The sequence below is a fragment of the Leptodesmis sp. genome (assembly GCF_052746595.1).
The window spans coordinates 1-13477 of record NZ_JBRAGO010000055.1 but is presented as its reverse complement, the minus strand read 5'-3'; the positions used below and the strand labels follow the sequence as shown (position 1 = coordinate 13477).

11 protein-coding genes are annotated in these 13477 nt (G+C 43.2%); 6 read left to right on the top strand and 5 right to left on the bottom strand.

Annotated elements, in window-relative coordinates:
• Positions 1 to 147: 147 nt before the first annotated feature.
• The 5 genes from ACUVQO_RS13230 to ACUVQO_RS13210 form a co-directional block, all read right to left on the bottom strand.
• On the bottom strand, positions 148 to 873 hold the full coding sequence (locus ACUVQO_RS13230) for a class I SAM-dependent methyltransferase (protein ID WP_445926341.1): 726 nt from the start codon (positions 871 to 873) through the stop codon (positions 148 to 150).
• 24 nt (positions 874 to 897) lie between these two features.
• Positions 898 to 2700 carry a hypothetical protein gene (locus ACUVQO_RS13225; protein WP_445926340.1) on the bottom strand — a complete coding sequence of 601 codons (1803 nt, stop codon included), beginning with the start codon at positions 2698 to 2700 and terminating at the stop codon, positions 898 to 900.
• Complete coding sequence (locus ACUVQO_RS13220; protein ID WP_445926339.1) at positions 2690 to 3907, bottom strand: glycosyltransferase; 1218 nt, start codon at positions 3905 to 3907, stop codon at positions 2690 to 2692. Before ACUVQO_RS13220 ends, ACUVQO_RS13225 begins: the two co-directional genes overlap by 11 nt.
• Positions 3908 to 4117: 210 nt before the next feature.
• Positions 4118 to 5491, bottom strand: coding sequence for an ABC transporter ATP-binding protein (locus tag ACUVQO_RS13215; protein ID WP_445926338.1), 1374 nt, complete (start codon positions 5489 to 5491; stop codon positions 4118 to 4120).
• 98 nt (positions 5492 to 5589) lie between these two features.
• The gene (locus tag ACUVQO_RS13210; RefSeq protein ID WP_445926337.1) at positions 5590 to 6405 is read right to left on the bottom strand and encodes an ABC transporter permease; all 816 of its coding nucleotides are present in this window, start codon (positions 6403 to 6405) and stop codon (positions 5590 to 5592) included.
• 243 nt (positions 6406 to 6648) lie between these two features.
• Here ACUVQO_RS13210 and ACUVQO_RS13205 point away from each other — a divergent pair, with 243 nt between their 5' ends.
• From ACUVQO_RS13205 to ACUVQO_RS13180, 6 genes are all read left to right on the top strand, one after another.
• Positions 6649 to 7251, top strand: coding sequence for a class I SAM-dependent methyltransferase (locus ACUVQO_RS13205; RefSeq protein WP_445926336.1), 603 nt, complete (start codon positions 6649 to 6651; stop codon positions 7249 to 7251).
• 2 nt (positions 7252 to 7253) lie between these two features.
• The gene (locus tag ACUVQO_RS13200) at positions 7254 to 7937 is read left to right on the top strand and encodes a methyltransferase domain-containing protein (RefSeq protein ID WP_445926335.1); all 684 of its coding nucleotides are present in this window, start codon (positions 7254 to 7256) and stop codon (positions 7935 to 7937) included.
• A 126-nt stretch (positions 7938 to 8063) separates the two neighbouring features.
• Positions 8064 to 9152 (top strand): fatty acid desaturase family protein, encoded by a 1089-nt coding sequence (locus tag ACUVQO_RS13195; RefSeq protein WP_445926334.1) that lies wholly within the window; start codon positions 8064 to 8066, stop codon positions 9150 to 9152.
• An 8-nt stretch (positions 9153 to 9160) separates the two neighbouring features.
• The gene (locus tag ACUVQO_RS13190) at positions 9161 to 10138 is read left to right on the top strand and encodes a class I SAM-dependent methyltransferase (protein WP_445926333.1); all 978 of its coding nucleotides are present in this window, start codon (positions 9161 to 9163) and stop codon (positions 10136 to 10138) included.
• 261 nt (positions 10139 to 10399) lie between these two features.
• On the top strand, positions 10400 to 11530 hold the full coding sequence (locus ACUVQO_RS13185; RefSeq protein WP_445926332.1) for a glycosyltransferase family 2 protein: 1131 nt from the start codon (positions 10400 to 10402) through the stop codon (positions 11528 to 11530).
• A 55-nt stretch (positions 11531 to 11585) separates the two neighbouring features.
• Positions 11586 to 13397 (top strand): hypothetical protein, encoded by a 1812-nt coding sequence (locus tag ACUVQO_RS13180; RefSeq protein ID WP_445926331.1) that lies wholly within the window; start codon positions 11586 to 11588, stop codon positions 13395 to 13397.
• The last annotated feature ends 80 nt before the right edge of the window (positions 13398 to 13477 follow it).

The window sequence follows — 13477 nt, the reverse complement described above, 5'->3', positions numbered from 1 at the left end:
GAAGTTGATTAGGTGAGTTCGAGTTATTTTTATATTAGTGGCACTGAAATTCATAGGTTCCTGGTCTTTTCTATTGCTATTAGGATAACAGACTTTCCCATATCTGAAGATTTCGATAAGTACATTTCCCAAAGTGTTTAATGCACTCTAAAATTCTAAAGCAGAGCACTGCTGCCAGACGGCAACAATGGATTTGCCGATACGATAACCCAACAACAGGTCAAGCCATCGAGATAACGGAATCATCAATCTATCCCAGAACCAAATCTGTTTCGGCGTTGGCATACTTGATTGTAGAAGTAGACGATTGCCAAGAGATGCCAGCAGCCCTACGCTATCTAGATAGAAACAACGCTTCAGCTTTAGACCAGGGGGAGAAATTGCTTTCAATGAAGCTTTATTATACCGCCGAAAGTGTCCAATTGCCCGATCAAAAGGTGTATAGAGCATCTGGTGAGCAGGCGATAAAACAAGTAGCATACCATCTTGCCGTAAATGACTTGCAGCAGTGATTAATTCATTTGCATCATTTTCGATGTGCTCTAATACATCGATATAGAGGATAGTATCAAATTGCTGATCTGGCAGTAGTTGGCTCACTGTAGAGTTTACAACAGATGGCTCAATAGGCAGGGTGGTGGTGTATAGTGAGTCAATTAATCGATTGACAAGCTGAACATCTGGTTCCAGGCAAGTCCAACTTCGGTTTTTCCCTGTACACAAAATGCGAGTTGTCGTACCAATCCCAGCACCAACTTCTAGAATATCGCCTCTAATATAAGGTTGAAGTTGCTGGGAGAAATATTGTTTCCAGTTTGTTGCTGAAGCAAATATATCCAGTTCACTGCCAATATAGGTAAAAGCATCAGTCATTATCATTGACCTCGATTTTCCTGGCTATCCTGGTATTCTAAAGTCAGGTTGCTTCTGCCGTAATTCCAGCATTTTTCCCGTATCGGTATCGACTGCCCAAGCTGTGATTTGTGTTGGACGATTAGGAATTTGATCAATTGAAAATTTAGCCTGCCAGACCATAGAGGCTTTTGTGCTAGTGGCGTTTATTGGTGCACCCAGAAACAGATCGGCGACCGCAAAGACTGTTGCATCATTATTCTGATCTGCATAAGCCAGCACCACACCTCCTATATTTTGATTGGCATGAATATTCAGCGAGCCAGTCGCAATGTATTTACTAGATGGATCTATTGCGAGATTCTCAAATACTCCATCACCAACTGGTAAACTTTGATTACCATTAATTTCTCGAATCTTAGAACTTTTTATTAAGCTGGGTGAAAGTAGATTCATTTCATTAATGATAGGAACAGCGCTTTTTATATATTCTAAACTATTCCAGTTTTCGACCTGTACAAGGGGATAAACATACTTCATCAGGCAATCATCACTTTTTATTACGTTAATCAGTAGCAGACAAGCTTTACTAGAAAGAAGATTTAATCGCTGTTCTTTCATCGATTTCACGCCGTGAGAAAAGCTGAGATATTGTAAAATCAAACCTACAATGACGAGAGTAACTAATGTCCGCCTCAAAAGTAGACTATGTTTGAAGAGATATCTATTAACTCGAGCATGAGATACAGTTATATAAACCAAACCAATAATTGAAACTATGAAATAAATTGAGACCGTCGTATATTTTGCATAAAGTGGTGCTTGAATCCCATCACCTAACCGTCCAAGAGTTACGATTGTTGAACTCAGGATCACATACAAGCTAAATGCCAACCAGCCTATTGAATTCTGAATCAATCTGAAATCCGAATGAAATCGAATTAAATAAAAACATACTGAAATAAATAATAAAATTAGAATTAAACCTACTATTTGACTAATCAGTAAATTCTTGAAGCCAAGAGGCGATCCCAAGAATGAAAAGAAAAATAAAAGAGCCTTAAGAGGATGACTCAAAGAGTCGATTGGATTAGACGCGATGTGCGGTCTTTTGAAATCATGAAAGTAAATGTATAGTGTGAGCACAAAACAGAAAAGCCATGCCAAGAAAAGTTTTTTCCGTTCAAGAATCTCTTTCCAGGAAGAGACAGAAAGTATAACCAGTGGAGGAAATACAACTATCCAGCAAAGTATTCCATTGGCAAATGAAAAAGTGCTGACCAATGCTAAAATGACACACAACAAAAACTTAAGATAAAGTTGCAAGCTGGAATAAGCAATTAATACACAAAGGGCAATGCAGAGTACTACCAGAAACATAATGACTTGAATGCCCATCAGCCAATTTCCCGTCGGATCTGTTTGGATAGGGCTGAAAATCAGTAAATTAATTGCAGAAATCAATAAAAGTTGAACTACTTTATTGCGACTGCAGGTCAGTGTAATTAGGCGATAAAAGCTAATAGAGATTCCACAAGCAACTAAGAATATTAATAAAATCTCATATCGGACATCCCAATGAGTCAGAAATGCTAAAGGGACAGAGATTAATCTGTAGATGAGAAGTCTACTCTCATTATGTTGGCTAATCAAATAATCTGGTGTCAGACTCCCTTCATGTATTTTGATGAAAACTTCACCCGGTGTATTCCACTGATCTACCCAGGGAATGTTAACCCAGTTTTGGGTAATTAAAAAACCTATAATAATTGCAGGTAAGATTGCGAGAATTAGTGTAATAAGTTGCAGTCTTTGTCTGATGAAATCGTTTGAAATTCTAATCATCATTAGCCTCCAAATACTGGATTTTTGGTTGATACCGACTATCAATAAGTCCAGTTATATAATATTTGTAGTCTCTGAGTGGTAGGAACGACGAGTTATTCCTTGATTGCAAAATGGTAAAGACAAAGATCAAGGAAAGTAGAAATGCATTAAGGAAAATAGTGAGGAAGCCAGCCGCGGCAGAAGTTGCCCATCCTGGAATTGCTAGAGGGGTAAAAAGCTTGACGATTACAACGGTGGATAATCCTAACAATGTTATAAGCATCAAAATGCTAGCTGCAAACAGCAATCGGACACCAACTTCCTCGCCAAAAACTGAAATAGCACTTAGGCCATGAATAACCAGGGAGAAGAAATTCATTTTTGATCTTCCTTGCAATCGTTTAGCTCGTCCGATCGCAACTTTATCAATTGGCAGACGTGCCTTGAAAACACTTGCTGCATAGTGATTCCAGAGTTCAGAAATGCCAACAATATGCTCCAAGAGTTCAGAGGGAATAATGCTGAAATTTCCAACTTCGACTTTTCGCCCAGTTAATCCCCAATGGATAAGCTTATAGAACTGATAGAATATCCGAAATCGAAGACCTTCAGAACGACGAGCACGTTTTGCGAAGATAATACGTTTTCCCCGATGATTTTCGAATTGTTCCAGCAATCGGATTACATCTGAAGGCGAATCTTCGCCATCTCCATCCATGATGACGACTGCACGACAGGGCCGCTCCTGATAAATAAATGTCAGGCCCAGGGCGATCGCTCGCTGATGCCCTAAATTTCTTCGCAGCTTGAGAATCTCAAGTTGTTGAATATAGCCCAATGTCTCTGCTAAGTCTTTCGGGATGCAATCTGTTGAGGCATCATCTACCAGGAGAACAGATGCATTCAGTTTGTGCTTATAAACAACTGCATCGATCTGCTCTAACAACAAACGAGCAGACTCCCAGTCGTTAAAAATCGGAATACAGAAAATGATTTCTTGATCGCGCATCAAAATTAGAAACTTAGATCGCTGCTTACGGGTTACACCACTGATACTCTCTGTAATTACCGTGCCAATTGCACACCATAATTTCTGCAAAATTGCAATGAACTGAATTTTGCAGGAAACTGGATCATCATAAACAATAAAAGCCTCCAGTTTGCCATTAACAATGACAAGCGTATGATTGAGAGAATGAATTTCAATTACGTTAACTACCCAGTTCACTCATGGAAAGTATAGCAGAACGCAAAAACGTAGGATGGAAAAAGAGAAACATTCTATCTTGTCATTTTGGCTGATGTGAGGGAGCACGCCAAGCTTTGCCCATCCTCCTGATGAGAATTGAGTCTAATAGGCAAGAGTTCCAGTATCCTATGCCCATCATTCTGGAAATGGGATCATCTGATTCACTAAGCTTCAAGCGTTCTCACTATTTTAGCAATCACCCTTGAGCAAGCCAGTGCCAGCCATTTCAACAACTATGTTTGGGAAGTAAATTCCAGCTTGTGGCAACGATCCGTTCAGGAACGTTTCAATAACCGTTGCACCCTCAATCCAGTCGTAGATAATACAGGCGTCTGGCTCGTATTCGGCTACTGCTGGTGATATAGTATATCGATCTGGAAATAGAGAAAGGTTGAATTTAAACTGACAAATAAATGATTGGCCGAACAATTCAGGATCCATTATTTTTCCAATCATATAAGTATTGGTTCCAACAATGATTTGTCCCAAACGATTCTTAAGTTGAAATCCAATATTTAACGGACATAGATCTCTAGAGTGAGGGTTAATTTTGATAGATAAAACTATTTCTTCGCCAACTTCAAAACTAGACTTACACTCTCCTTGAGATCCTGTAACTGCGATTCCTTGGATCAGTCCCACAGCACATCCATATCGATCGCTGGTTGGGAAATCACATGTAAATTCAGTTACGAAGTTAAAACTGTCAGCACGACCTTCTGGAGTCGTTAACATAACAGGTAAAGAATGCGTTTCTTCAGTTTCAACTGAAGTTAAATTGGGCTGCTCGTTTGCTTCGCTCCTTAATTCACTGGTCACTTCATCATAAAACTGACTATAATACAGTTCAATGTATTTCGCAGCCATATCAGCAGGTTTTCCCTGGTGTTTCAAGTAACCATTTTGTAGAATGATGGCGCGATCGCATAGCTTTACAACTGCTTGAGTGTCATGGCTGACAAAGATAATAGAAGTTCCTTGATCACGTAAGTTCTCCAAACGCCGAAAGCATTTTTGTTGGAAGAAAATATCCCCAACTGCTAATGCCTCATCAACAATCAAAATATCTGGTTCAACGTGAATTGCAGAGGCAAATGCCAACCGAACATACATCCCACTGGAATAAGTTTTGACAGGCTGATCAATAAAGTTACCAATATCTGCAAAAGCAGCGATATCATCAAATCGCTTGTCTATTTCTGCTTTTGACAATCCCAAAATCGCCCCGTTCATGTAAACATTATCTCGACCGGAAAACTCTGGATTAAAGCCGGCTCCCAATTCCAGCAAAGCAGCCACCCGGCCATTCACCTGAACTGTTCCTCTGGTTGGTTGAAGCGTTCCACATATAAGTTGCAGTAGCGTTGACTTGCCTGCTCCATTACGCCCAATTATGCCAAACGTTTCTCTCCTGTAGATATCCAGGGTAATATCCCGTAAAGCCCAAAATTCCTGACCCTGCTTTTTACCTGGCAAAAGCATCTCCTTTAACCGGTCAAGGGGTTTTGCATACTGCCTGAAGCATTTTGAAATACCCTGTAGAGAGACTGCAACTTCGGCCATACTTGCTCTAAAACCATTGCTCGATCACATTACGTATTTTCATATTCTTGAAACAGTAGGTACTACAATTATCTTCTTTTCATAAATAGATCTAACTCTTAAAGAACGTCTGCAAAGGCAGGGCGGAGTCGGCGGTAAATTGATAACCCAATATAAAAGATAATAAGTGAAAGTAAACTCATTACTCCCCACTCTAGCCAATGATTCACCTGTCCAATCAAAATCAGGTCTCGATAGAGTTCAATGACGATTGTGAAGGGGTTAACCCAAAACACCAGTGGACGCAACGCTACCGGAACAGACGAGGCTGGATAGATAATAGGAGTAACATAGAACCAAAGATTGAGAATTACCCCTAAGGTTTGTGGGATATCCCTCAAAAAAACAGTTAAAGCAGAAGTCAAATAACCCAATCCAGCCGTTAGCAGTAATTGAGGCAACCAAATTAGTGGCAGTAGCAGAATTGTGGGATGAATTGTCTGGGTTGTTACAGATGTAAACATAATCAGTAACATAAGGCCCATTGTACTTTCAACAAAGGCTGTCAGAATTGGTACTAGAGGCAACAGTCCTAGCGGAAACACCACCTTCTTAACCAGATTTGGCTGATCGATGACAGCTGTTGAAGCCTGAAGAAAACCAGCCGTAAAAGCATTCCAGGGAATCAGGCCAGCAGAGAGCCAGAGGCCAAAGATAAGATTGGTCACAGGCAAGTCCGGCAGATTGAGCTTAACTTTAAGGACGACTGAGAAAACATAAGTGTAAACCAGCAATTGAGAAAGCTGGTTTAAAATTGGCCACAGGTTGCCGAGAACAGAACCTTTGTAGCGAGCTTGCAAATTACGCTGAACCAGAGTCTTGAGAAGATCAAGCTTGAGCCACACAGCATGGTTAATTAGTATTTTTTGCGTCATTACTTATAAAGATTCTGATAAAGCGGAAGTCCTCAAATTTTGAACTACGCAAAATTTTCCAGCTAGGTTAAGGAGACATTGGAGACATACTCCTACCAGGAGGATGCTGTAGAGCCGATAAAATACTTTAACGAAGGCTTAATATTAAGCACTGAACAAGTTTAGCACGCCCCTTTTGCAATTCTGGCTGAAGGATGAAAGTTTGGTAGGATTCAAGGTGCTTTAACAACTTAGCTGTCTAGGATGAATTTAATTGAGCAGATTCATGACCGATATATTTTCAATCGTCGCGTTCGGGTTCTCAGTGACCAGTTGGCCAGATTAGTTCCGCAGCATGCCCGGTTGTTAGACGTGGGTTGTGGGGACGGCTTACTCACCCAACTACTCAGTCAGAAGCGGCCAGATGTTCAAACCTATGGAATTGATGTGCTGGTGCGAGATCAGACCTGGGTTCCAGTCATGCCATTCGACGGACAAGTCATTCCTTACGGGGATGCTAGTTTTGATGTGGTGATGTTTGTAGATGTCCTGCATCACACCATCGACCCCATGATATTGCTGCACGAAGCCAGGCGGGTTGCTCGTCAGGCGATTATCCTCAAAGACCACACCTGCAACGGCTGGCTAGCTGGCCCAACTCTGCAATTTATGGATCAGGTTGGAAATCAGCGGTATGGCGTAGTGCCTCCTTACAACTATTGGCCTCAACAGAAGTGGCGTAATGCCTTCGACAAACTGGGTTTGACCATCAGTGCCTGGAATCAACAGTTAGGTCTTTATCCACCTCCACTCAGTTGGTTTTTTGAACGATCGCTGCATTTTGTTGCCCGACTGGATTTGAACTAGACATGATCTTCGCAAAGAAAAAATCCCTCAGTGAATATTACAAGCACCAGCCTGACTTCGGAGGGTTGGTCAGTTTTGTCTCAATGTATGCCCGCCGGAAAATGTATCAATCCTTAGTGGAGACGGTTGCTCCTACGGAAAAAACAACGGTTCTGGATGTGGGTGTCACATGCGATCGCCGGACTGATTCCAATTTCTTTGAAAAACTCTACCCCTATTCCCACAACATCACGGCGGTTGGCTTAGAAGATGCGTCTTTTCTGGAGCAAGATCATCCTGGGCTTACCTTTATCCAAGCAGATGGTGCCAAGCTGCCTTTTCCCAATCAGAGCTTTGATTTAGTCGTCTGTTTTGCGGTGATTGAGCATGTGGGCGATCGTGCTCAACAACAAGCTTTTGTTCAGGAACTGTGTCGAGTTGGCCGTGCCTGTTTTATTACCACACCTAACCGTTGGTACCCGATTGAATTTCACACTACCTTGCCGCTGGTGCATTGGCTTCCCTCCGCCTGGTTTCGCAAAATTCTGAAATGGCTTGGTAAAGACTTTTGGGCTTCAGAAAAAAACTTAAATCTGCTGTCAGAAAAGGAAGTGTTGAGTTTTTTTCCGCAGCAAACCAGGGTTTACACCAAGCATTTCAGACTACTGGGGCCGATATCAAATCTGGTTTTTTATGCAGAAAACTGAAAAACTATTGGGGACTTGCGCGCAAATAAAATCCCTACAATGCGTCATAGCGAGGGAAATCAGGATGCTTGACGGAATGTACCCTTGATAATACTATCTAAGCCGTGGTGCTTTGGGGGAAAGACGGTGTTAAGTTCGCATGGCGACAATACCGGACAGGTAGAGGCAGGTGAGATTGAAAGTGTAGATTTTAATGAATTGTCTGGTGAAGCGACCCTTGGCGATATTGAACAGAAGATCCGCGATGCAATAGACAAGGAACGGTTAAGGACATGGCTTCAGCCCCAGCCGTCGCGAGTGTATCGAGATCTCGCTGGCCGATGGATGGCGATCGGGTTAGCTATATCCGCGGTTGCTTACTGGCAAAACTGGATAGTTTATCTCCTTGCTTTTTTCGTAATTGGTTTTTCCCAATATGGCCTGTTTATTCTGGGGCATGATGCCATTCACTACACCTTACATCCCAACCGTAAAGTGAATGATCTGCTGGCCCGCTGGCTGATTTACGGTTCGCTGTTCATGGGTCTGGATGATGGCCGACGCAACCATCTTAATCACCACCGCTGGGTTGGAACTACCAATGACCCGGATCGCTACCTGCACAGTCTGGCAGACAAAAACTCCCGTCTAAAGCTGTTTTTTTTCTGTACGGGATTAGCAACCTTCGGCAAAACAGTGCTGAAGGTATCTCCTTTTGGCAAACTGCAACAGCGCAAGACCACGACAGAAAAGCTCGACCCTGGAAATCTCAAGGGTTATATACTGTCACAGCCCTTGATGGAGTATTTGAGCCAGCGCCTTTCCGTGTTTGTGATGCAAATGTTGTTGATCGTTTCGTTTCTGGCGATGGGGCTACCCTGGTGGAGTTATCTGGTTCTTTGGATTGCTCCGATTTATTTCTGTGTTTTCTTGCCAGATGAAGTGCGGGCCTTTTGTGACCATGCCGTTGATCTCGTACCGGACACGGCAGCAGATCCTTATCGCTTGGTATCGTTTACCCCATCATGGCTGGAAGCGATGGTCTTCTCTCCCCACAATATAAACTATCATGCCGAGCATCATTTGTTCCCGGCCGTCCCTTATTACAATCTGCCCCGGGTTCATCAGGATTTGCGGTACAACTCCCAGATCACTGTTAAGCAGAGTTACTTGGGTTACTTGATCCAATTGTTTGCTAAGTTACCCCTAACTATTGTTGGCAGTTCTGACTCGTAAATCTTTCTATGGTCAAAAAAAATTTGCAACTTGAGCCAGTTTGTTGTGGTGTATGTAGTGGTGATCAATGGCACGAGTATGCTCAGGGTAAAGACTACGAGTACAATACATCTGATGATGTGTTTCAGATTGTGGAATGCCAGTTGTGTGGCAATATATATCTGAATCCGCGTCCGACAAAATCAGAATTATCAACTATCTATCCTCCTAACTATTATGCCTATAACTACAATGTGGCGATTAATCCGATCGCGGTTCGAGCTAAGGATTGGTTGGATAAAGCCAAGGTAAAGCAATGGCTGAAACATCTCTCAACCCCAACACCTCGCTTTTTAGATGTGGGCTGTGGAAATGGGCGATACCTGAGAATGTTATATCAATTGGGTGTCCCCAAAGATTACTTATATGGCGTCGAAATGAACGATCGCCAAATTGAGCAACTAAAGGCAGATGGCTTTCATGGCTACTATGGCCGGATTGAGGATGTAGAAGAGCAGTTGCCAGCCGCATCCTTTGATTTGATTGTACTTTTGCAGGTGCTCGAGCACGTTGAGAATCCCCGTCAAATGATGGCATCCCTGACTAAATTACTGGCTCCAGGTGGCATCTTGATTGTGGAAACCCCAAATACCAAAAGTTGGGATGCCAAGCTATTTCGTCGAGGTTACTGGGGCGGATACCATATCCCGCGTCACTGGAATTTGCTGAATGCTGCGACGCTGAAACGACTGGCTAATGAGCAGGGGTTGGACATCAAAACGTTCAACTTTCTGCCTGCTCATTCCTTCTGGATCTTCTCGTTTCATCACTGGATCAGCGATCGCTGGAAAAACAAAACCTTAGCCGATTGGTTTAACCCCTATCAGAATCTCATCTTGTTGACTATTTTTACTGGCTTTGATCTGGTACGGGCCAAGCTGGGTTTTTCAACTTCAAATATCCAAATGGTTGCCTTAAAACCTTATTCCTCTGTTGCACGCGAATGAAACAGCATCAATATCAATAAAGTTCAATATTAGTAAAGTTAGGATGAAGTTTATGTTGCAAGTCTACCAGAGCCGATTAAGAAATTAAACCTTATCCAAGTCCAGAACCGTAGTTTCTTCTTATAGGGAAATGACCGTTCTCTAGCTGGACTTGGTTTAGCTTTGTTTAATCTCTCGTTGGCCTAGCTTTAGTTGACTTGGTAGAGGAGTTCTGGAATGGGTGATTACAGTCATCAGGAAAAACCGTTAGTATCTGTTGTCATGCCTTGTTTAAACGAAGAAGGTGCGATCGGAGCCTGTATTGAGAAAATCCAAACCACCTTTGAGCGCCACGGGATTCCAGGCGAGATCGTTGTGTGCGACAACGGCTCCACAGACCGCTCCGTAGAAATTGCCAGCAGCATGGGGGCTAGAGTTGTACATCAACCCCTGCGAGGTTACGGCAATGCTTACATCAAAGGGTTTGCCAGTGCTCGGGGCGACTACCTGATCATGGGGGACGCAGATGGTACTTATGACTTTTGCCAAATTCCTCAGTTTCTTCACGCCCTGACTGTAGAGGGCTATGACTTTGTAACGGGGAGTCGTTTTTTGCAAAAAAAATCATCCCAACACGATCCATTTCTGCATCGCTTCATTGGTAATCCTGCCATTACTGGTATTCTTAACTTACTATTTGGCTCTAAATATACAGATGTCTACTGCGGATTTCGAGGATTCAGTCGAGATGCCTACGAGCGCATTGCGCCAGTTAGTCCTGGCATGGAATTCAACCTGGAAATCGCCATTAATGCCAAGCTAGCAAAGCTAAGTTTGAAGGAAATCCCCATTGACCTTGCTCCTCGTATTGGAGAGTCTAAACTACGCACATTTCGGGATGGTTGGCGCAGTCTTCGGATGATGCTGCTCTACAGTCCAAATGCGCTATTTTTAATCCCTGGTTCTGCTCTATTTACTCTGGGAATGTTGATTCACCTGATTGTGCTAAGCGGGTGGATAACCGTTGATGGTCGTTCTCCTGGGGTTGTAACAGGAATTGTGGGCACGATTTTGAGTGTGGTTGGCTTTGAGACGCTGAGTTTAGGGTTACACGCCAAAACCTACTCCTGGAGCCGCCGCTTTGATAAAGATAATCAGTTTCTCCGTAAGTTCTACCGCCTGTTCAACTTAGAGGCAGGACTGCTACTTGGAACCACTCTACTCCTGATTGGTAGTGCAATTTTGACTCGCTCCGTCGTAGTCTGGTTGCAGTCAAGTTTGCTACCCCTACCCAACCCAGAATGGGTCTCCTTTGCCGCAACATTGATTATGGTTGGGTTGGGTACTGTGTTTTCCTCTCTGTTTATTTCTGCGATGTCAATGCAAAAGATGGAAATTTACGGGCAGCAATAGTTTCAGGGCGTTGACGGAAAAAGTAAGTACATCAGTTCTTCAACTTTAATTTTCTATGTTCATTGATGGTTTCTTTACCGTATCTGTGCCAACACTTTTCCCAAACACGAAGAAATGGTTAGAGAAAACTTGTAGACTCTCACCTCAAGACAACTCTACAGTGCTACTGATTATCCTGGTCGTGGCCCTACTGGTACTTCTGTTGCGGCTGCTGGCACCGTTTGAAGTGTACTGGGATCAGAGTATCCAGCTAGAAAGTGCCCATCGACTGGCAAAAGGACTGGGACTGACTACTACATACGACTTAAGCATCACCCGTGGTGATGAGGATTCCAAGATCACCAGTAGTGATCTGAATGTGGCACCTGAAGCCCATTATGTGACTTGGTTTCCCCCTGCCTTTTCACTCCTGATTGGAGGCTTACTGGGGCTGGGATTGCCTGCCGTAATTGCTCTCAAACTCACTTATTCCCTGGTGACTCTGGTCGGCTGGGCAGGCTGGGGATTAATCGCCACCTCCATGCTGGCTAAACCAATCCGGTTATTCACAAAACTGATTCCTTTTCAGTACGCGATCGCTGCCCTCCTACCCATTTTTTTCACTCCTGATTGGAAAGGAACTGATATTTATCTCTGGGCTGGCGTTCCCTGGATCGTTCTACTCCTCAGTCAAACCCAGGCCAGCGCGAATCTTAGATATGTAGTTGGTGCTGGTTTAATTTCTGGGCTTTTGTACTCCTTCCGCTACGCCAGCCTATTTTTAGTCCTCAGTGTTCTTCTGATACTGGCGATCGCTCACCTTCCCCGACTTAAACCTCTGGTTGTTCAGTTTGCATATTTTCTGGGTGGATCTCTGGTATTCATCCTTCCAGTGAGCATTTACAATCGCGTGGTTCAGGCGGGTGTTGGTCTACCAGCCTATATATCAAGTTACGGATTCGCTGACTTTTCTTCCACTATCGAGAGAATCGGGCATCAATTGCCCACCGCATCCGTTTTGTTTGGCTTGCCTGTTAGTGAAACAGTGACTGCTCTGCCAGCCCAAACTCCCTGGCGCTATCTTTATGGAATTGCTGTCCTGCTGATCCTAGGCTTCCTCCCATTCTGGGTAAAACAGTTAAAACGTGAGCACAGTGAAGATTTCGGTATTTTACTTGGGCTTACCTGCTTGCCAATTTCCCTGGTACTGTTTTTGGTCGTCTGTATGTTTGCTAACCCTTACGGTTATTTGGAAACCGAGCGCTATTACGTGGGGGTTAAACTCTGTTTCATCATGGCCTTTTACCGATTATCATCTTTGCCCGAAGCGCACTGGAGCGTTAGATGGATTAGCTCAATTTTCGTAACCATTTTGTTGGTGCATTATGGACTTTATCGGCCCTCTGATCTATGGAATGGTAAGCAAGCCCAATTGATTCAACAAGTAGCAGGATATACTCCAACTTCTGATGTAAGTTATCCAAGTAACCAGTTTTATAGCTCCTACGTCAGTGAAGCACTCAGGTCAACAGTAAAGAAACTGCAGCAAGAGTATCCAGATGCTATTTTCTTTACCGTTGCCTATGCCTATTACACCTATGACGGCTCTACAGGGGTGAGATTTATGCAGGGATATCGGTTTTGGCAAAAAGCTTACGTCACCAAGCCAACCAAAGTATTTTGGGTCACATATCACCACTACTGTACAGGAATCTGCGGGACAGTAAATTACACAAACATTGACGTAATTGCTAAACTACCTCAATTGAAAACTGTATTTATAGACCCTGAGAATAAGGGAGAAATTTTGACCGCAGAATTGCCGGCAGGGTTTAGATTTAGTTCCTATTCAACTAATTCAACCAGCGTTAAAGAACTAGCCCAGTAGCCCAATAGTTAAGTTAAGCGTTTGAAAAGTATCTGGCGGTTAAAACCGCAACTACACTCACCCAGTCTGCCGACGCAGAC